The following is a 20,834-nucleotide window of genomic DNA, read 5'->3' as shown; positions in this document are numbered from 1 at the left end:
AAAAAATAAAATGGTTTCAAAATGAAAACCATTTATTAAACTCAACGACAGTCATTTTACTATCATTTCCAAAGAATATAGAAATATACCCACTTTCAAAAATCCTTTTTGAAAATAAATATATATTGGCATTTAATAATACTATCACAAGCAAAAATTACAGTCAATCTTTTTTACTTTTTATGATATAATATCCTTTATCTTTTTTTACTACCTCAACCTCGTCGAAAGTTTCTTTTAATAAATCAAGAGCAGATGGCGCTCCTTGCTTCTTTTGTATAACTACCCAAAGCTCTCCACCAGGGAGTAATTTATCATGAGCACCTTTTAAAATTTCATGAACAACACTTTTTCCAGCACGAATTGGCGGATTTGTTAAAATAGCAGCATATTCACCAATTACATTTTCATAGATGCTACTTTCATAGATTTTCACATTATCTATCTTATTTACATTAGCATTTTCTTTCGCTAATTCAATCGCTCTTAAATTCACATCGATCATTTCCACCATTCGATTAGAAGCATCTTTTGCGATTGATAATCCAATTGGCCCATACCCACATCCAACATCTAAAATATTACCTTCAATTTCTGGAAATGTGAACGCGTTAATTAAAACACGGGATCCAAAATCAACTTCATTCCTAGAAAAAACACCTGAATCAGATTGGAACTTTAAATCATTACCTCTCAGAGTAAACGAAAATACCTTTTTATCAGTTTTACTATTCGGTTGATTTGTAAAATAATGATCTGCCATAAAAAATCCTTCTTCCATATATACTTATCAACAGTCTTCCCAAAAGTAATCCCATATGTACAAAAAAAGCTCGCATAAATGCGAGCTTTTCTAAATACTTTTAGAAATTACTTAACTTCTACGTTAGCGCCAACTTCTTCAAGTTTAGCTTTCATTTCTTCAGCTTCTTCTTTGCTGATTCCTTCTTTAATTGCTTTAGGAGTGTTGTCAACTAATTCTTTAGCTTCTTTTAATCCTAAACCAGTTAATTCACGAACAACTTTGATAACTTTGATTTTTTGGTCGCCAGGGCTAGCTAATACTAAATCAAATTCAGTTTGCTCAGCAGCAGCTTCTACAGCGCCACCCATCATAGCTACAGGAGCAGCAGCAGTTACGCCGAACTCTTCTTCGATTGCTTTTACTAAGTCATTTAATTCTAATACAGTCATGTTTTTAACTGCTTCAATGATTTGTTCTTTAGTCATTGTTAATTTCCTCCTTGTTTATACCTTTAAATTATATATTTTAAGCGATCTTGGCATTAAGCGCCTTGTTCTTCTTTTTGTTCTGCAACTGCTTTAGTTGCAAGAGCGAAGTTGCGGATTGGTGCTTGTAGCACGCTAAGCAACATAGAAAGTAAACCTTCGCGAGATGGAAGTTCAGCAAGAGCTTTTACTTCTTCAACAGTAGCAACGTTTCCTTCGATTACACCAGCTTTAATTTCTAAAGCTTCATGTTTTTTAGCGAAATCATTGATTACTTTAGCAGGAGCAATTACATCCTCCATGCTAAACGCGATTGCGTTTGGACCAGTTAATGATTCGTTTAAACCAGCTAAGCCAGCCTCTTCAGCAGCACGACGAGTTAAAGTGTTTTTGTAAACTTTGAACTCAACGCCAGCTTCACGTAATTGCTTACGTAATTCTGTTACTTCAGCAACATTTAAACCACGGTAGTCAACAACGACTGTTGATTTGCTATCACGTAATTTAGCAGCTACTTCAGATACAACTTGTTTTTTAGCTTCTAATACTGCGCTCATTTTATTACACCTCCTGTGGATTTTAGTGTATATACCGCAAAAGTGTAACCATAGCAAAACCTCCACGAACTTTTCAAAAAAAGACATGGAGGTTGTATATGCACGAATTTATCAGTTATACACCTCGGTAGGATATTAAGCTTAAGCACCTACTGTCTACGGTAGTCTATTTAATTAGCAAGACAATCTCCATTATAGAGACTTCTTGTCGAATTGTCAACTTTGTTTTTTATCTTAGAAACTAGCTGGATCTACTTTGATACCAGGGCCCATAGTTGAAGTGATTGCTACGTTCTTCATGTATGTTCCTTTAGCAGCAGCAGGTTTAACTTTTACCATAGTTTCAAAGATTGTTGTAAAGTTTTCTACTAACTTTTCGTTTTCGAAAGATACTTTACCGATTGGTACGTGAATGTTACCAGCTTTATCAACACGGTATTCAACTTTACCAGCTTTGATTTCGTTAACAGCTTTAGTTACGTCAAATGTAACTGTACCTGTTTTCGGGTTTGGCATTAAACCTTTAGGTCCTAATACACGTCCTAATTTACCAACTTCAGCCATCATGTCTGGAGTTGCTACTACTACATCAAATTCGAACCAACCTTGTTGGATTTTGTTAATCATGTCAGCATCGCCTACGAAATCAGCACCAGCAGCTTCAGCTTCTTTAGCTTTTTCACCTTTAGCGAATACTAATACACGTTGTACTTTACCAGTACCGTGTGGAAGAACTACTGCACCACGAATTTGTTGGTCAGCTTTCTTTGGATCTACTCCTAAACGGAATGCTACTTCAACTGTTGCATCAAAGTTAACAGTTGTAGTCTTTTTAACAAGTTCAACAGCTTCGTTTACTGCGTATACAGCTGTACGATCTACTAATTTAATAGCTTCTTGGTATTTTTTACCTTTGTTAGCCATGTTATATTCCTCCTAATGTGGTTTTAACGGATTTTCCTCCCACGAATAAAGGTTGCGATAAAACACATCAAATGATGTTCGCAACCTCCTCAATCACACCTTATTGAAGATGGGATTAGTCTTCAATAACGATACCCATACTACGTGCAGTACCTTCTACCATACGCATAGCAGCTTCAACAGAAGCAGCATTTAAGTCAGGCATTTTTTGTTCAGCAATCTCACGCACTTTATCGCGTTTAACTGTTGCTACTTTTTTACGATTTGGTTCACCTGAACCAGACTCGATACCAGCCGCTACTTTAAGAAGTACAGCAGCAGGAGGAGTTTTCGTAATAAATGTAAACGAACGATCTTCGAATACAGTGATTTCAACAGGAATAATTAGACCAGCTTGGTCAGCTGTACGAGCGTTGAACTCTTTACAGAATCCCATGATGTTAACACCTGCTTGTCCTAGTGCAGGACCAACTGGTGGTGCTGGGTTTGCTTTCCCTGCAGGAATTTGCAATTTTACCATTTTAATTACTTTTTTAGCCACGAGACACACCTCCTTAAGTCCGTGATGTGGTAATGGGGTTTTATACCCTCCCACTCATATCGTTTTGCATTTACATGCATATTCTTATACAGAAGTTAATATCATCTTTTCGATGCATATTGACCTTTAAAAGTCTAACATTTTCAAATTAAAAATGCAAGGTCTTGTATTATAATTTTTCAACAAGATGTAAATCCAGTTCTACTGGCGTTTCTTTATTAAAGAATTCTACTAGCACAGTAACTTTTTTCTTTTCGAAGTCAATTTCCTTAATTGATCCAGTATAATTCGCAAATGGACCTTCTTTTAATCGAACAACTTCATTTATATCTAAATCAAAATCAATGATTTGTTCATCTAGACCCATATGTTTTAGAATATGTGTAATTTCTTCTTCTAAAAGTGGGGTTGGTTTTGAACCAGATCCAGCTGAGCCAACAAAACCAGTTACTCCCGGTGTATTTCGAACTACATACCAAGAATCGTCAGTCATGACTAGTTCAACTAACACATAACCTGGAAACACTTTACGTTTCGTGACTTTCTCTTTACCGTTCTTCATTTCTACTTCTGATTCTTCTGGAACTATTACACGGAAAATTTTATCCTGCATTCCCATTGTTTCTACACGTTTTTCTAAATTCGCTTTTACTTTATTCTCATATCCTGAGTAAGTATGAACTACATACCATCTTTTTTCCATGTTAGAGGACTACTTGTCCTTCCCTCCCCGGTCAACTTTCTTTGCAAATTAAAAAACCCGTCACCGGGCTTTTTTTTAAACATTATCACTCATTATAGCACAATTAGTTTTAACTTATTCAAGAATAAGTCGAATTAGTTTAGAAAGTCCTGTGTCAATTACAGCGAAGAACACTACAAAGAATAAAACTGTAGCTAATACTGTAACTGTTGAATTAACTAATTCTTTACGTTTAGGCCATGAAACTTTTTTCATTTCACTTTTTACTTCGCGAAAAAACTTACCGATACGACCCACAGATGCAACCCCCATATATACTAGTTTAGAGATTTACGAAACGTCCGCCTTGTCCAAAAAATAGTGCATGATCTTAGTTTATATACAGAATAAGGACATTCGCAATTATCATTTATCTTACTTCATTTATTTTGTTTCTTTATGTGTAGTATGTTCGTTGCACGTTTTACAAAACTTTTTCATCTCCAAACGTTCTACAGAAGAAGAATTCTTCATCGTGGAGTAATTTCTATTATTGCAAGTAGTGCACGACAGGACAACTTTTTTTCTCATGGTGACACCAGCCTAATTCATCTATAATTATCCATTAAAAATGTACCATGCGAACTATAAACTGTCAAACTCATTTCTAAACCCTTGTATTCCTATAAATTATAATTAATTCGAAAGGTTTTCCTGATCTAACTAAACTGAAAGTTCCCTTATTTCCATATATCGTTCAAGCTTTCTTTTCACTCTTTGTAAGGCATTATCAATCGATTTTACATGTCTGTTTAACTCTTCTGATATCTCTTGGTAAGATCGACCATCTAAATAGAGTGATAATACTTTTCTTTCTAAATCGCTTAATAATTCAGACATTTTAAGCTCTATGTCCACATTTTCTTCTTGATTGATAACAAGTTCCTCTGGGTCCATGTTTTTTGTTTCTGTTAAAACATCCAGTAATGTACGATCAGATTCCTCATCATAAATAGGCTTGTCCAATGAAACATACGAATTTAATGGGATGTGCTTTTGTCTAGTTGCTGTTTTAATGGCTGTAATAATTTGTCTTGTAATGCATAATTCTGCAAACGCTTTGAAGGACGAAAGTTTATCTTCTTTGTAATCACGAATTGCTTTGTATAATCCAATCATACCTTCTTGAATGATGTCTTCACGGTCAGCTCCTATTAGGAAATAAGACCTAGATTTTGCTTTAACGAAATTTCGGTACTTTTGAATTAAAAATGTTAGTGCCTCTTGATCACCCTCTCGAACATATTCGAGAATTACCTCATCTTCTAAAGGGCCATACTCTATCATTAGCTTCAATTCCTGTTCAACGTTCAAAATTAGCACCTCCGACCAAACAATTTAATTAAATTATACAGCACAAAGAAGAAGGAAACAATAAGTCATCGTTCCCCTCTTCGCCATTTTTCTAAAATTTCTGTTTGTTTTGAATTTAAAGTCTTACTAATTGTCAGTCTTTGATCAGGTATTTCACTAATTCGACTACTTATCATTTTTTTATTTTGAGTAACCGATCGATATAGTTCCATTGCAGGTATACGAAGTGCACCTTGTCCAAATATTTGCCATTGCTCAGTAAAGTCAGATGTCGCAACATAAATATGATGGTTAACATGACGAAGCTCGATTGCAAGTTTTTCGATTTTTTCATCAGCCGTCTGGTTTTTTCGAGTAAAAATCACTTCGACCTTTGAATTCTTGTCGACTTTTTCGATCCCATTCACAAAATGAGCATCAAAAACAACAATTATATACATTCCCGTATATGCCTTATACTCTGCAAGTTGAGTAATTAGATAATCACGTGATTTATCAAAGTCAATTTCACGAAGTTTTCTAAGATTCGGCCAAGCTCCAATCATGTTATAACCATCTACAATAAGAATCTCTTTCTTCTTATGATCCAAGCGGGTGTCTCTTACGATGTATTTCATACATTAATAAACTAGCCGCAACAGACGCATTTAAAGATGTAACTTTACCGACCATTGGTAACTTAATTAGGAAATCACATTTTTCCTTTAAGATCCTGCTCATACCTTTACCTTCGCTACCAATAATTAAACCAAGAGAAATTTGGCCATCCATGTTTCGATAGTCATCAGCACCTTTTGCATCTGTACCAAAAATCCAAACTCCTCTTTCTTTTAATTCATCTATAGTTCTTGCTAAGTTCGTTACTCGAGCTACTGGAATGTATTCAATTGCTCCAGTCGAGGCTTTAGCAACCGCTGAAGTTAAACCTACCGCTCTTCTCTTAGGAATAATGATGCCATGAGCTCCAACTGCATCTGCAGTTCTCATAATTGAACCTAAATTATGAGGGTCTTCTATTTCATCAAGAATTAAGAAGAATGGTTGTTCATTTCGACTACTAGCCACTTCAAACAAATCATCAATTTCCACATATTCATATGCAGCTACTTGCGCTACTACACCTTGGTGGTTTCCTTTAACCATCCCATCTAACTTCTTGTTTGGTGCTGTTTGAACGATTACTTTGTTTTGGTTAGCTAATTCTAAAAGTTTATGGATTTGGCCTTTATTTGCTCCTTCGCTAACCCAAATTTTATTTATATCACGACCTGAACGTATTGCTTCCATAACTGGATTTCGTCCAATAATAAATTCCTCAGACATATTATGCTCCTTTATCATTCTCAATAAATTGAATCGCAAAATGTATAATTGTATTGAGTCTATCTTCATTTTTTAATAAATAGTGGTATCCAATTAACGCTTCCATTGCGGTTGCGTATCGATATGTTTGTACATCAGTATTTTTTGGTACTGTTCCTGATTTTGCATTACGGCCCCTTTTAACAACTGCAACTTCTTCATCTGACAATATCTCAGTAAAAAGCATTTCTCTAATTACTTTAGCTTGTCCTTTCGCAGAAACAAATCTTGTTGCTGCTCGGTGAAGTTGATTAGGTCTAACTGTCCCTTTTTCAAGGAGGTGATGACGTACATAAATTTCATATACAGCATCACCTATATAAGCAAGAGCTAAACTGTTTAGTTGTTTAGCATCAATATTTTGGTTACTTTCAATCATGAAGTTATCCTCTTTTCCAGCGAATACCTTGCGGAGTATCTTCAATGATTATATTCATTTCTTTTAATTGATCACGAATTTGGTCCGCTAATGCAAAATCACGATTTTTACGTGCATCTGTACGTTTCTGAATTAATGCTTCGATTTCATCATCTAACATTGCTTCTTCTTTAACTAGTGTTATGCCTAGTACATGTGATAATTCATCAAAAGTTGCTACTAATTGGTTTAATACATTCGTAGAAGTATGTGTCTCTAGTAAATACTGATTTGCCAATTTAGCTAATTGATATAAAACAGAAATTGCATTAGCCGTATTAAAGTCATCATCCATTACTTTTTTGAAGACATTTTTTTCATCTTCTATTTCTTTTAACCACTTATTGTCATCTTCTGTTAAATTAGTACTGCTTTCTAAACGGTGCTTACTATTTTGGTATGCCGTTTTAATTCGTTCAAAACCATTTTTAGCTTCTTGCAAAAGTTCTTCGCTATAGTTAATTGGGTGACGATAATGCACCGATAACATGAAGAAACGTAATAACATAGGGTCAACAATTTTAATAATGTCATGTACTAATACAAAGTTACCTAATGATTTAGACATTTTTTCATTGTCAATATTGATGTATCCATTGTGCATCCAATAATTTGAAAAGGTTTTCCCACTTAAAGCTTCTGATTGAGCGATCTCATTCTCATGGTGAGGAAATGATAAGTCTTGACCACCTGCATGAATATCAATTGTTTCTCCAAGATATTTCTTTGCCATCGCTGAGCACTCAATATGCCATCCCGGTCTACCTTTCCCCCACGGACTTTCCCAGAATATTTCCCCTGGTTTAGCTGCTTTCCATAGAGCGAAATCTAATGGATCTTCTTTCTTTTCACCAATTTCAATTCTTTCACCAATTCGAAGATCTTCAATTGATTGGTGTGACAGTTTACCGTAACCATCAAATTCCTTTGTTTTGAAGTAAACATCACCTTCGGATTCATATGCATAACCTTTTTTCACTAGCTCATCGATAAACTCAATAATAATATCCATATTATCCATTACACGAGGATGATTTGTTGCTGTTTTGCAACCTAGCGCTTGAACATCTTCAAAATATGCATTAATAAAACGATCTGCTATCGTTGGGACATCTGAACCTAATTCATTTGCTGCTTTAATTAACTTATCATCAACATCAGTGAAATTTGAAACATAGTTTACTTCGTATCCACGATATTCAAAATAGCGTCTCACTGTATCAAAAACAATAGCAGGTCTTGCGTTACCAATGTGAATATAGTTATATACAGTAGGTCCACATACATACATTTTTACCTTGCCTTCTTCTAAAGGCTTAAAATCTTCTTTATTTCTTGTTAATGTATTATAAATTTGAATTGCCATCGTTTTACTTCCTTTCAGATATTCTCATTAAACCTCTTAGCTCTTCTAATTCCGCTTCAAGTTGTAGTAATCGATCCGCTACTGGGTCAGGTAGATCACAGTGATCAAACTGATTATTTACTCTAATTCCATCTTGAACAACTATCTTACCAGGTATACCAACAACCGTAGTATTATTTGGAACATCCTTTAGTACAACTGAATTTGCACCGATTTTTGCATTTTCTCCGATTGTGATTGATCCTAGAACTTTTGCTCCCGTAGCTACTAGTACTCCACTCAATAAGGTTGGATGTCGCTTACCTTTTTCCTTACCGGTTCCACCTAATGTTACTCCCTGATAAATCGTTACATCATCACCTATTTCACATGTTTCTCCAATTACGACACCTGCTCCATGATCGATAAAGAATCGTCTACCAATTTTTGCCCCTGGGTGAATCTCAATTCCTGTTAAAAAACGAGCAAACTGTGAAATACTTCTTGCAATAAAGTGCCATTTTTTCCGATAGAAATAATGAGCAAATCGATAAAGCCATAATGCATGTAAACCAGCATACGTAAGAATAACTTCTAAATAGCTAGTAGCGGCTGGATCGCGTTCAAATATCGTCGCTACATCTTCCTTCATGTACTTTAGCATCTTCATTTCCCCTTAAAGAATTTATTAAGAATTTTTTTCTCTATAAAAAATAAAAAGCGTCCCAGTGTACATAAAATACACAGAGACGCTTTATGCGCGGTTCCACTCTGTTTAGATAAAATAAATTTATCTCAACTCATGTAATGTAACGGTTTCCACCGCCTTAGCCTACTAAAACGTATTTTTCAGCTAAGGACTCAAGGGGGCACTTCCATGACTACCGTTAAAATCACTTTCACCAACGTGATTCTCTCTGGATAACTAGTAACCATTTACTTTTCCCTATCAACATTTTACCTATATAAATATTACTTATATATATTACAAATTAATTAAAATGTTAACCAATTATTTGTTGTAAACGAGCAATAACTTTTTCTTTTCCTAATAAAGTCATCGCTGCTGGTAATTCTGGACCATGACATTGACCAGTTGTTGCAACACGAATTGGCATAAATAACTTTTTGCCTTTTTGTCCAGTTGACTTTTGAACTGATTTCATTGCAGCTTTAATTGAATCCACTGTAAATTCTTCAGAAGCTTTAAGTTCTTCAACTAATGCTGAAAGTACTTCCTTTACTTGCTCTTCAGAAATAACAGCTTGCTCTTCTTCACCGAATGTTAATTCTTCTTTAAAGAATAAGCTTGATAATTCTACAATCTCAGCACCAAAGCTCATTTGGTCTTGATATAAAGCTACTAGATTTGTAACCCATAGATTTTCATCTGCAGTGCGTTCTTCACTTACAAAACCAGCTTTAATTAGATGTGGTAAAGAAATTTCTACCACTTTTTCTAATGGTTGCTCTTTAATATATCGGTTGTTAATCCAAGTTAATTTTTGCTTATCAAACATAGCAGGAGCAGAACTTAATCGGCTAGGATCGAAAATTTTAATAAACTCATCCTTGCTGAAAATTTCTTCTTCACCAACTGGTGACCAACCAAGAAGAGCAATAAAGTTAAATAACGCTTCTGGTAAGTAACCAAGATTTTGATATTGTTCAATAAATTGTAATACAGATTCGTCACGTTTTGAAAGCTTTTTACGGTTTTCGTTTACGATTACTGCCATATGACCAAAATCTGGAGCATCCCAATTTAACGCACGATATACCATTAATTGTTTAGGTGTATTAGAAATATGCTCTTCACCACGCAGTACATGACTAATTTTCATTAGTGCATCGTCTACTACTACTGCATAGTTATAAGTAGCAATTCCGTTCTTTTTAACAAGAACCCAGTCACCAATATCTTTTGATTCAAATTTAATATTTCCACGAACGATATCTTCCCACTCATACGTATCGTTTGCAGGTACTGCAAAACGAATCGTGTACTCTGCACCTGCTGCTTCTTTTACAGCTCTTTCTTCAGCTGTTAAATGACGGCATTTCCCGCTATAACGTGTAGTTGGATGACCAGCCGCTAATTGTGCTTCACGTTCCGCTGCAAGCTCTTCTTCTGTACAATAACACTTGTATGCATGACCATTCTCAATTAAATCATTAGCATATTGTTTGTATAAGTCTAGTCTTTCTAGCTGACGATAAGGACCGTACTCGCCACCTTTATCTGGACCTTCATCCCAATCAATACCTAACCAGTGTAAATATTTCGCTTGGCTTTCTTCGCCACCTTCAACATTACGTTCTATATCTGTATCTTCAATACGTAATACCATATCTCCATTAAAATGCTTAGCAAATAAATATACGTATAAAGCTGTACGTGCATTTCCAATATGTAAATGACCTGTCGGACTAGGTGCATAACGAACTCTTACTCTATTTGACATTTATAGACACTCTCCACTGAATAATTAGTATACTTTATAGTTTAAGCCTTCTTTTGTAACAATACAACTGCTTGTGATGCAATTCCTTCTTTTCTTCCTGTAAAACCTAATTTTTCAGTTGTTGTTGCTTTAACATTAATACAATCAGATGTCGTTTCAAGCAGTTCTGCAATTCGCTCTCTCATTAATTGGATATATGGCGCCATTTTAGGCGCTTGAGCAATAATCGTACAGTCCGCGTTAACTAATTCATAGCCTTTATCCTTAACAATATGAAATACATGTTGAAGAAGTTTTGCTGAATCAGCATCTTTAAAAGCTGGATCTGTATCCGGGAAATGTCTACCTATATCTCCTTCACCAATAGCCCCTAGCAATGCATCCGATATTGTATGAAGAAGAACATCGGCATCAGAATGACCTAATAAACCTAACTCGTATGGGATTTCAATTCCACCTATAATTAACGGGCGATTTTCTGCAAAAGCGTGAACATCAAACCCTTGTCCAATTCTAAACATGTAAACACCTTCTAACCTCTATATTGTTCATAGATTGTTTTTGCAAAAAACAAATCTTCTTTAGTTGTCACTTTAATATTGTTATAGTCTCCATTTACTACAAAAACTTTACTGCCGTTCCATTCAACTAAACTTGCATCATCAGTTCCTAAATAACCATTTTCGATTGCTTTTTCATGCGCTTCTATTAAGCATTTGTATGTAAAAGCTTGGGGAGTCTGTACTCCCCAAAGTGTAGAACGATCGATTGTTTCAACCACTTCTTGATCAATAACTTTCTTTATTGTATCTTTCATTGGAACAGCACAGATGACTGCCTCATGTTCATTCATCTTTTCAAGAATCCGCTCAATCACTGCATTTGTTACAAAAGGTCTTGCCCCATCGTGTACTAAAATAAAACTTTCAGTATCCTCGATTGAAATTAAACCATTATAAACACTTTCTTGCCGTTCTGCTCCACCTTTTACATAGGTTATTTTATTTTGAATACAACTTGGTAAATTTAAAGTTTCAAAGAACTGTTTTTCAGATTCTTTAATCGGTAAGATAATCTCATTGCAACGATGATCATCGCCAAATACTTTTAAAGTTAATTCAATAATTGGCGAGTTAATTATTTTTAGAAATAATTTATTATAGCCTGCACCCATTCGAGAGCCAGAACCCGCTGCTGGAATGATGACCTTATATTGCATTTTACGTATACCCCTCTAACTTACTTTACTTTTGCAAAAATCATGCGACCAGCAGAAGTTTGTAGTACGCTCGTAACGACTGTCTCTACTCGTTTACCAATTGATTCTTTACCGTCTTCTACAACAATCATCGTACCATCATCTAAATATGCAACACCTTGTAATTTTTCTTTACCTTCTTTTACTACAAAAGCAGTTAATACTTCCCCAGGTAATACTACTGGTTTAATTGCATTTGCTAGATCATTAATATTCCAAACTTTAATTTGCTGAAGTTCACTTACTTTATTCAAATTAAAGTCATTTGTCACTAAAATACCATTTTTTAATTTAGTAAGCTTTACTAATTTAGCATCTACTTCAGGAACATCTTCAAAATCCCCTTCGTAGATTTCAACTTTCATAGCTAGCTCTTTTTGGATTCTATTTAGAATATCTAATCCTCTTCGTCCTCTATTTCGTTTTAACGTATCTGAGGAATCAGCTATATATTGTAATTCTGCTAATACAAATTGTGGAATCACAATTGTTCCTTCTATGAATCCAGTTTGGCATATATCAGCAATACGACCATCAATGATTACACTAGTATCTAAAATTTTAACTGGAATATCGAATGATGTATCTTGCTCTTCAGCAGCCTTTTTCTTGGCCTTAGAAGATAAAGTAAATAAACTTAATAATTCTTCTCTCTTTTTAATCCCAACTTGAAAACCTAAATATCCTAATAAAATCGTAACAACTATTTGAATAATTGATGAAACATACTGTAATCTAATTGAGTCAATTGGCAATGAAATAAGAAATGCCAGAATAAGTCCAAAAACAAGTCCTAAACTACCAAACAAAATCATTGAAATAGGAGCTTTTAATAATTTCTCCTCAATATACTTGATAAACGTTACTGTTGGATCAACTAACCAAAGCGATAAAATAAAAAAGATCACTGCTCCACTTAAAGCCTGCACATATGAATTATGCAAAATATTAGGTAACTCTGTTTTTAACAGTTTATCTAATAGTGGAAAAAGTACTAAACCTAAAGTACTTCCGACAAAAATATAAATAACTTGAACGATCCTCTTTATCAATTCGCCACCTCCTTTAAATAAATAATAACTCTATCTTAGACGAAATAGCTTAGTTATGTCTATTGATATACAGTTGCTCCTGAATTCGTTTTAATCCTTCTTTGATTTTTTTTGCACGAATTTCACCAATTCCATCAACATCATCTAACTCAGCAAGAGTAGCTTTGTAGATCCCTTTAAGGTGCTTAAATCGCTGTGTTAAATTTTCAATTACTAGCGGCGGCAGTCTAGAGATTTTCATCAACATACGATACCCTCTCGGCTCTACCATTTCCTCAAGATTTGTGTTATTCGGATAACCTAGTAATTTAATAATGGCATGATCCTCTAACAATTCTTCATTTGCTAGTTCCTGGAGTTTTTGCAAAATACTTTTAGGATCTTGTTCCTTACTATAATGATAATCCTTAATTAAAAGTAATGCCTCCTCCTCAAGGTCCGAAATGATCTCAATTAACTGTAATTCAATCAGTCTTCCTTCATCACCAAGCTCAATTACATAGTTATTAATTTCATTTTTTATTCGAAGAACCATTTCAACACTATGTAAAACATTTACAACTTCAAATAATGTAACTAGCTCTTCAAACTCTAAAATACTAAGTGAAGTAATCCCTTGATTCCAAACAATTTTATATTTTTCAAGAGTCTGAATCGCCTGGTTGGCTTTTGTTAGAATTACGCCAATATCTCGCAATGTATAACGCAAATTACCTTTATATAAGGTAATAACATTACGTCTTTGAGAAATAGCAATTACTAAGTTTCCAGTCTGTCTTGATACTCGTTCTGCAGTTCGATGGCGCATACCAGTTTCTTTTGTAAAGATTGATTGATCTGGTATCAATTGAGCATTTGCCAACAGGATTTTTGTCCCAGTTTCATTTAAAATGAGTGCTCCATCCATTTTTGCTAATTCATATAAGCTAGCTGGAGAAAAAGGGTCATTAATATGAAAACCACCATCGACCATTTCTTTTGTTTCATCATTAAAGCCTAGTACAATTAATCCACCAGTCTGTGCTCTAAGTACATTATCAATGCCATCACGCAATGGTGTACCTGGAGCAATCATTTCTAAAACTGGCAACATTGATTTAGCTTTTTGTTTTTGATCCTCCATCTCTACCCTCCTAACACGTATTTTAATGCCTCATGTACTGTATTAATACCTATTATTTCCATTCCTTCAGGAAAACTCCATCCTCCAATATTTTTTGATGGAATTATTGCTCTTTTAAATCCAAGTTTTGCTGCTTCTTGTACTCTTTGCTCAATTCTAGAAACCCTTCGAACTTCTCCAGTTAAACCGATCTCACCAATTACTACATCTGTTGGATTAGTAGGTTTATCCTGAAAGCTTGATGCTATACTTACCGCAACAGCTAAGTCTACAGCTGGCTCATCTAACTTCAGTCCTCCGGCAACCTTTAAATAAGCATCTTGATTTTGTAATAAAAGGCCCATTCTCTTTTCTAATACTGCCATAATTAACGATACTCTATTATGATCTATACCAGTTGCCATTCTTCTTGCATTTCCAAAGCTCGTTGGCGATACAAGTGCTTGTAATTCAACAAGTACAGGTCTAGTGCCTTCCATAGAAGCAACAACAGTTGAACCTGCTACGCCAAATGGTCTTTCTTCTAAGAATATTTCTGAAGGATTTAGCACTTCCACTAATCCTAACTCTTTCATCTCAAAAATACCTGTTTCATTAGTAGAGCCAAAACGGTTTTTAACCGCTCTTAATATGCGATATGTGTGATGTCTTTCACCCTCAAAATATAACACTGCATCTACCATGTGTTCCAGTAATCGTGGGCCAGCAATTGATCCCTCTTTTGTCACATGTCCTACTATAAAGATTGGGATGCCTTTTGTCTTCGCGATTTTCATTAATTCGGAAGTACACTCTCGAACTTGTGAAACACTACCAGGAGCAGAAGTTACTTCTTGTAAATAGATTGTTTGAATCGAATCGATTACAACAAAATCAGGAGCCATCTCATCCATATATCGAGCAATATAAGACAAATCTGTCTCAGATAAAACATATAAGTTTTGAGTAGCGACACCTAGTCGTTCCGCTCTTAATTTTATTTGCTTCTGAGATTCTTCGCCCGAAACATACAAAACTTTATGGTCCTTTTTAGCCAATTGTGAGGAAACCTGTAATAGCATTGTCGACTTTCCAATTCCAGGGTCACCACCAATTAATACTAATGAACCTAAAACGATACCGCCACCTAAAACCCGGTTAAACTCATCGAAGGAGGTTTCGATACGCGTTTCAGTACCGATTTCGACTTCCATGATTGAAATTGGTTTCGTTCCTTCTACTGTAGCATTTGTATTAAATGTTAGCCTTCTTGAACTAGCAGGCTGTTCAATAAACTCAACCATTGTGTTCCACTCGTTACATGCAGGACACTTTCCAATCCACTTAACTGATTCATATCCACAAGATTGACAAACGAATTTCGTTTTCTTTTTAGCCATATGTATAGTACCTCTTTTGTTACTATGATTTTCTATATTAATAGAGTATGTATTCAAAGTCTATCCTAACGCTTTTTTGATATAAGAAAAAGGGCTTCACGCCCTTTTTCACAAATTAGATAACTTTACAATTAATTTGTTCAATTATCCTTCATAAAAGGTATGAACTTTGTAATTGCTTATTGATTTACAGTTTCAGCCGCTGATCTAATCAAATATTCATTATCCTTTACATCAAGAATAACTTTTCGGCCTTTTTCTACATTACCTTTTAATAGTTCTTCGGATAAACGATCCTCTACTTGTTTTTGAATTGCTCTTCTTAATGGACGAGCTCCGTATTCAGCATCGAATCCTTCATCTGAAATTTTATCGATTGCTGCATCTGATAATTCTAATTCAATTTCTTGTTCTTTTAAACGCTTCGTTAAGCTATTAACCATTAAGTGAACAATTTCTTTAATATGTTTCTTCTCTAATGAATGGAAGACGATTGTTTCATCGATACGGTTTAGGAATTCAGGACGGAATGCTTTTTTCAGTTCCTCTAACACTTTTCCTTTCATATCTTTGTAATCTTTTTCTCCATCGTTAATATTGAATCCAACATATTTATTTGTTTTTAAAGCACTTGCACCAACGTTTGAAGTCATGATAACAAGTGTATTTCTAAAGTCCACTGTACGGCCTTTTGAATCAGTTAATCGACCGTCTTCTAATACTTGAAGTAGGATATTAAATACGTCTGGATGAGCTTTCTCGATTTCATCTAATAGAATTACTGAGTATGGTTTACGTCTAACTTTCTCAGTCAATTGACCACCTTCATCATACCCTACATATCCTGGAGGTGCTCCTACTAAACGAGATGTTGCATGTTTTTCCATATACTCCGACATATCAATACGAATCATCGCATCTTCATCGCCGAAAATTGTTTCAGCTAATGCTCGTGCTAGCTCTGTTTTACCTACCCCTGTAGGACCTAAGAAAATAAATGAACCAATTGGGCGTTTTGGATCTTTTAATCCAGCTCTTGCACGTCTTACAGCTTTAGAAACTGCTACTACTGCTTCTTCTTGACCAATCACTCGTTTATGAAGAACACTTTCCATATTTAACAATTTATCTGCCTCTGTTTGAGCAAGTTTTGTAACTGGAATATTCGTCCACGATGATACAACATTCGCTATATCTTCTACTGTTACTTCAGAATTTTCTTTACCTTGTTTCTCTTTCCATTGACGTTTTGTATCTTCTAATTGTTCGCGTAGTCTTTGTTCTGAATCTCTTAATGATGCTGCTTTTTCAAATTCTTGACTTTGAACAGCTGCATCTTTCTCTTTACGAACTTCCTCTAATTTTAATTCTAATTCTTTTAAATTTGGCGGTGTTGTAAAACTACGTAGACGTACTTTAGAACCTGCCTCATCGATAACATCAATTGCTTTATCTGGTAAGAAACGGTCTGTAATATATCGATCAGATAGTTTTACAGCTTCAATAATTGCCTGATCAGAAATTGATACTCTATGATGTGCTTCATAACGGTCACGTAAGCCTTGAAGAATTTGAATTGACTCCTCTACGCTTGGTTGATCAACTTGAATTGGTTGGAAACGACGCTCTAACGCAGCATCCTTTTCGATATATTTACGGTATTCATCAATTGTTGTTGCACCGATACATTGTAGTTCACCACGAGCTAATGATGGCTTTAAGATGTTAGATGCATCAATTGCACCTTCCGCTCCACCTGCACCGATTAATGTATGAAGTTCATCAATGAAAAGAATAATATTACCAGCTTGACGAATTTCGTCCATTACTTTTTTCAGGCGATCCTCGAATTCACCACGATACTTAGTTCCCGCTACGACAGTTCCCATATCGAGTGTCATTACTCGTTTATCTCTTAAAATTTCTGGCACTTCATTATTAACAATTTGTTGAGCTAATCCTTCTGCGATAGCTGTTTTACCTACACCAGGCTCACCAATTAATACTGGATTATTCTTAGTGCGTCGGCTTAACACTTCTATTACTCGCTGAATTTCTTTACCACGACCGATTACAGGATCTAAGCGACCCTCTCTAGCCGATACTGTTAAATCACGAGCTAAGCTGTCTAATGTCGGTGTGTTTGCTTGATTAGCAGATCCATTTTGATGATTAGACGAGCTTTCATTGCTACCTAATAATTGAAGAACTTGTTGACGAGCTTTATTTAAGCTAACACCAAGATTATTTAATACTCTTGCTGCCACACCTTCTCCTTCTCGAATTAATCCTAAAAGGATGTGTTCTGTTCCTACATATGAATGTCCTAACTTACGAGCTTCATCCATTGATAATTCAATTACTTTTTTAGCTCTTGGAGTGTAATGTACTGTTTGAGCAACTCCTTGGCCACGTCCTATTAATGTTTCCACTTCTTGTTGTACTTTTTCTGGGCTTAATCCAAGAGCAAGTAATGCTTTAGCAGCAATCCCTTCACCTTCTCGAACAAGTCCTAGTAAAATATGTTCTGTACCTATATTTGAGTGTCCAATTCGGATTGCCTCTTCTTGAGAAAGAGCTAATACTTTTTGAGCACGTTCTGTAAATCGACCAAACATCATAATTGGTTCCTCCCATATAATTAATTATTTTTGTTAGATAGTCTTTCGCGTATTAGTGATGCTCTTTTAATATCCCTTTCTTCGGGAGTAAGCTGATCACCTACATACTGTTGTAAAATACCTGGTTGAGTTAATATCATTAATTCATGTAAAAAGTTTTTAGATAATCCATCAATTAAACCTAAATCAATTCCTAATTGCACATCCGATAAACACTTAGCACTTTCCTTTGTTTCTATTATTCTTCCGTATTTTAGTGTACCTAAAGAACGAAAGACTCGATCTTCTAAAAGAATTAAAGAAGTTCTGGCAAGTGCATCTCTTGCTGATTTCTCGTGTTTAATCAGTTGTTGAACAATTGTCGTTAAATCTTCTATTATTTCTTCTTCCGATTTCCCTAATGTTATTTGATTTGAAATCTGAAAGATATTACCTAATGCTTCGCTACCTTCACCATAAATTCCTCTTACTACTAAACCAAGTTGATTGATAGTAGGGATTAAACGGTTAAATTGTTTCGTGATGACTAGTGCTGGTAGATGCATCATCACTGAGGCCCTTAATCCGGTACCAACATTAGTAGGACAGCTGGTTAAATAACCAATTGTTTCATCGAAAGCATATTCAAGCTGACTCTCTATATAATTATCAATATGATTCGCTTGAGTAAGTGCCTCTCTAAGTTGTAAACCTGGAAATAGAGCTTGAATTCTTAAATGGTCTTCTTCATTGATCATAATGCTAATTTGTTCATCTTGAGATAATATACATGCACCATGTACCGACTCTTGAACTAAATTAGGACTTATTAAGTGTTTTTCAATTAATACTCTTTTCTCTACTGGTTCTAACTTATTCATTTCAATATATTCAAAAGGTCCGTTTGGTAAAGCTGTACTACCTTCAAAATAATGTTTAACTAAATGACAAATTTCTTTAGCCTTGTCTTGACTAAGTAAAGTTGGATACAAATATGCACTGAAATTTCTAGCTAACCTAATGCGACTACTTAAAACAATATCATCATCTGGACCTTCTTGTTTCATCCATGGACTGATGGCCTCATTAATAATTCGATTAATAGACATATAACTTACTCCACCTCCTTTTGAAGGGCTTGTAATTCTTTCTCAATTTCACGAATTTCATCTCGAATCTTAATTGCTTGCTCAAAGTCTTCTTTATCAATAAAAGTTTGCATTTGAGACTTCAAGTCTTGTAACTTCCTTTTCAAGGAGATTGCCCCATTAATCTTTTGAGGTATTTTCCCTGTATGCGATACATTACCGCTATGAATTCTTTTAACAATTGGTTTCATCTGATCCATAAATGTTTCATAACAAGTAGAACAACCTAAACGTCCAATCTTAGTAAACTTTTGAAAAGTCATCTTACATCTAGGACATTCAATTTGGGAATCTTGATGAAATTTATTTTTCTTCATTTCATAAATACCATTATTACCTTTAAACAATCCAGCTAACAAATCGTTTACAGAATAACCACTTATTTCAGAAAAAATATGTTTATTGTTCGATTCATTTGCGCAGTTCTCACATAAGTGAATATCTGTTTTCTCACCATTTATAATTTTAGAATAGTGTAATGTTGCCGGACGTTCTTTACACTCTTGACAAATCATTATGGGCAACCTCCATATTCTATTTATACTTTAAACTTCTTAGCATTGCCTTGAACATTCTTGCTCTTAACTCGTCTCGATAAGGTAAATTAACCATTATTACTGAACGGTCTAATACACTCAACATCATTTTTGCTTCTCGCTCAGTAATTACATTTTTTTCAAGTAGTAGACGAATATAATCCTCTGAGCTAGACTGTGCAATATTATTAGTAAAGCTACTTAATATTTGATCAATCACGCTCGCTTTATCATGAAATTGCACTTTAATAATTCGAATATAGCCGCCACCACCACGTTTACTTTCTACTACATATCCTCTTTCTAATGTGAATCTAGTATTAATTACATAATTTATTTGAGAAGGTACACAATCAAATTTATTCGCTATTTCACTTCTTTTTATCTCGACATAATCTTTATCGGATATGTCAAAGTAGTGCATTAGATATTGTTCAATAATATCTGATATATTCTTCATCTATTTACCACCTTTACTGACTTTGACTATCTTTGACTATTATTATATTCCTTTCATGAAAAATTTCAACTATTATCTCTTTACCATTTTTTCCAAACGATACAGCTCTTAATCTTTTTTTACACAATAAGAATTGTATAAATTGGTAACCTGGATGAAATATTGAATTATTTTTCAATTTTGCGTATTAAATAGAAGATTTGCTTTATCCTCTCTGTCTTTATTTAAAGTCTTACTAATTGGAATCGGCGATTTTTTTATCAGTATATATATATATATGTTATACAATTCTTTTAAGAAGCTTTTTTTCCTTTTTACTTTTATTAAAAATTTATTATCTTGATCTATTTCATTTGATCATATGAGCATTTGTGAACACA

Annotated in this window: 24 protein-coding genes and 2 other annotated features; all 24 genes read right to left on the bottom strand. The window is 34.6% G+C overall.

The features are described 5' to 3' along the window. Positions 1–163: 163 nt before the first annotated feature. The 24 genes from RAH41_RS19895 to RAH41_RS19780 all read right to left on the bottom strand — a co-directional run bounded on the left by RAH41_RS19895 (position 164) and on the right by RAH41_RS19780 (position 20,454). Entirely contained in the window at positions 164–763 is a 600-nt protein-coding gene (locus RAH41_RS19895; RefSeq protein ID WP_331225024.1) for a class I SAM-dependent methyltransferase, read from the bottom strand. A 107-nt stretch (positions 764–870) separates the two neighbouring features. Beyond that, positions 871–1,230, bottom strand: a complete 360-nt coding sequence (gene rplL / locus RAH41_RS19890) for a 50S ribosomal protein L7/L12 (RefSeq protein ID WP_069033604.1) — start codon at positions 1,228–1,230, stop codon at positions 871–873. Between the two features lie 56 nt (positions 1,231–1,286). Beyond that, positions 1,287–1,787 carry a 50S ribosomal protein L10 gene (gene rplJ / locus RAH41_RS19885; RefSeq protein ID WP_331225021.1) on the bottom strand — a complete coding sequence of 167 codons (501 nt, stop codon included), beginning with the start codon at positions 1,785–1,787 and terminating at the stop codon, positions 1,287–1,289. Between the two features lie 44 nt (positions 1,788–1,831). After that, positions 1,832–1,967: a sequence feature (ribosomal protein L10 leader region), on the bottom strand. Between the two features lie 54 nt (positions 1,968–2,021). Next, positions 2,022–2,711, bottom strand: a complete 690-nt coding sequence (gene rplA / locus RAH41_RS19880) for a 50S ribosomal protein L1 (protein ID WP_331225019.1) — start codon at positions 2,709–2,711, stop codon at positions 2,022–2,024. Positions 2,712–2,826: 115 nt separating this feature from the next. Then, a complete protein-coding gene (rplK, locus tag RAH41_RS19875) occupies positions 2,827–3,252 on the bottom strand; it encodes a 50S ribosomal protein L11 (protein ID WP_056467373.1) in 426 nt (141 codons plus the stop codon). A 169-nt stretch (positions 3,253–3,421) separates the two neighbouring features. Continuing rightward, positions 3,422–3,955 carry a transcription termination/antitermination protein NusG gene (gene nusG / locus RAH41_RS19870; RefSeq protein ID WP_098848460.1) on the bottom strand — a complete coding sequence of 178 codons (534 nt, stop codon included), beginning with the start codon at positions 3,953–3,955 and terminating at the stop codon, positions 3,422–3,424. A 114-nt stretch (positions 3,956–4,069) separates the two neighbouring features. Then, positions 4,070–4,267: a preprotein translocase subunit SecE gene (gene secE, locus RAH41_RS19865; protein ID WP_235832964.1), complete on the bottom strand. Its 198-nt coding sequence runs from the start codon at positions 4,265–4,267 to the stop codon at positions 4,070–4,072. Positions 4,268–4,378: 111 nt separating this feature from the next. Next, on the bottom strand, positions 4,379–4,525 hold the full coding sequence (rpmG, locus tag RAH41_RS19860) for a 50S ribosomal protein L33 (protein ID WP_331225014.1): 147 nt from the start codon (positions 4,523–4,525) through the stop codon (positions 4,379–4,381). A 132-nt stretch (positions 4,526–4,657) separates the two neighbouring features. Next, a complete protein-coding gene (gene sigH / locus RAH41_RS19855) occupies positions 4,658–5,308 on the bottom strand; it encodes an RNA polymerase sporulation sigma factor SigH (protein ID WP_056467364.1) in 651 nt (216 codons plus the stop codon). Positions 5,309–5,373: 65 nt separating this feature from the next. Further along, positions 5,374–5,853 (bottom strand): NYN domain-containing protein, encoded by a 480-nt coding sequence (locus RAH41_RS19850; protein ID WP_387332445.1) that lies wholly within the window; start codon positions 5,851–5,853, stop codon positions 5,374–5,376. A gap of 34 nt (positions 5,854–5,887) precedes the next feature. Then, positions 5,888–6,631 carry a 23S rRNA (guanosine(2251)-2'-O)-methyltransferase RlmB gene (gene rlmB, locus RAH41_RS19845; protein ID WP_097978208.1) on the bottom strand — a complete coding sequence of 248 codons (744 nt, stop codon included), beginning with the start codon at positions 6,629–6,631 and terminating at the stop codon, positions 5,888–5,890. A 1-nt stretch (position 6,632) separates the two neighbouring features. After that, positions 6,633–7,049, bottom strand: a complete 417-nt coding sequence (locus tag RAH41_RS19840) for a Mini-ribonuclease 3 (protein ID WP_331225010.1) — start codon at positions 7,047–7,049, stop codon at positions 6,633–6,635. 4 nt (positions 7,050–7,053) lie between these two features. Continuing rightward, positions 7,054–8,454, bottom strand: a complete 1,401-nt coding sequence (cysS, locus tag RAH41_RS19835) for a cysteine--tRNA ligase (protein WP_331225008.1) — start codon at positions 8,452–8,454, stop codon at positions 7,054–7,056. Between the two features lie 4 nt (positions 8,455–8,458). Continuing rightward, a complete protein-coding gene (cysE, locus tag RAH41_RS19830) occupies positions 8,459–9,097 on the bottom strand; it encodes a serine O-acetyltransferase (protein WP_331225006.1) in 639 nt (212 codons plus the stop codon). A 78-nt stretch (positions 9,098–9,175) separates the two neighbouring features. Further along, positions 9,176–9,395 (bottom strand) — a binding site (T-box leader). A gap of 42 nt (positions 9,396–9,437) precedes the next feature. Then, positions 9,438–10,898, bottom strand: a complete 1,461-nt coding sequence (gene gltX / locus RAH41_RS19825) for a glutamate--tRNA ligase (protein ID WP_331225004.1) — start codon at positions 10,896–10,898, stop codon at positions 9,438–9,440. A gap of 41 nt (positions 10,899–10,939) precedes the next feature. Further along, positions 10,940–11,419 carry a 2-C-methyl-D-erythritol 2,4-cyclodiphosphate synthase gene (gene ispF, locus RAH41_RS19820; RefSeq protein WP_056467343.1) on the bottom strand — a complete coding sequence of 160 codons (480 nt, stop codon included), beginning with the start codon at positions 11,417–11,419 and terminating at the stop codon, positions 10,940–10,942. 11 nt (positions 11,420–11,430) lie between these two features. Beyond that, positions 11,431–12,117, bottom strand: coding sequence for a 2-C-methyl-D-erythritol 4-phosphate cytidylyltransferase (gene ispD / locus RAH41_RS19815; protein WP_331225001.1), 687 nt, complete (start codon positions 12,115–12,117; stop codon positions 11,431–11,433). Positions 12,118–12,137: 20 nt separating this feature from the next. After that, positions 12,138–13,208, bottom strand: a complete 1,071-nt coding sequence (locus RAH41_RS19810) for a PIN/TRAM domain-containing protein (protein WP_331225000.1) — start codon at positions 13,206–13,208, stop codon at positions 12,138–12,140. 49 nt (positions 13,209–13,257) lie between these two features. Then, positions 13,258–14,331: a DNA integrity scanning diadenylate cyclase DisA gene (disA, locus tag RAH41_RS19805; RefSeq protein ID WP_129692059.1), complete on the bottom strand. Its 1,074-nt coding sequence runs from the start codon at positions 14,329–14,331 to the stop codon at positions 13,258–13,260. Positions 14,332–14,333: 2 nt separating this feature from the next. Next, positions 14,334–15,710 carry a DNA repair protein RadA gene (radA, locus tag RAH41_RS19800; protein ID WP_331224998.1) on the bottom strand — a complete coding sequence of 459 codons (1,377 nt, stop codon included), beginning with the start codon at positions 15,708–15,710 and terminating at the stop codon, positions 14,334–14,336. A gap of 179 nt (positions 15,711–15,889) precedes the next feature. Continuing rightward, positions 15,890–18,331, bottom strand: coding sequence for an ATP-dependent protease ATP-binding subunit ClpC (gene clpC, locus RAH41_RS19795; protein WP_331224997.1), 2,442 nt, complete (start codon positions 18,329–18,331; stop codon positions 15,890–15,892). A gap of 20 nt (positions 18,332–18,351) precedes the next feature. Continuing rightward, entirely contained in the window at positions 18,352–19,419 is a 1,068-nt protein-coding gene (locus RAH41_RS19790) for a protein arginine kinase (RefSeq protein WP_331224996.1), read from the bottom strand. A 5-nt stretch (positions 19,420–19,424) separates the two neighbouring features. After that, the gene (locus RAH41_RS19785) at positions 19,425–19,973 is read right to left on the bottom strand and encodes a UvrB/UvrC motif-containing protein (protein WP_331224994.1); all 549 of its coding nucleotides are present in this window, start codon (positions 19,971–19,973) and stop codon (positions 19,425–19,427) included. Between the two features lie 19 nt (positions 19,974–19,992). Then, positions 19,993–20,454 carry a CtsR family transcriptional regulator gene (locus RAH41_RS19780; RefSeq protein WP_331224992.1) on the bottom strand — a complete coding sequence of 154 codons (462 nt, stop codon included), beginning with the start codon at positions 20,452–20,454 and terminating at the stop codon, positions 19,993–19,995. Positions 20,455–20,834: the final 380 nt, after the last annotated feature.

The sequence above is a fragment of the Gottfriedia acidiceleris genome (genome assembly GCF_036421055.1).
GTDB classification, from domain to species: Bacteria; Bacillota; Bacilli; order Bacillales; family Bacillaceae_G; genus Gottfriedia; species Gottfriedia acidiceleris_C.
The sequence above is the reverse complement of the archived record's forward strand: the minus strand, read 5'-3'. Positions and strand labels throughout refer to the sequence as shown.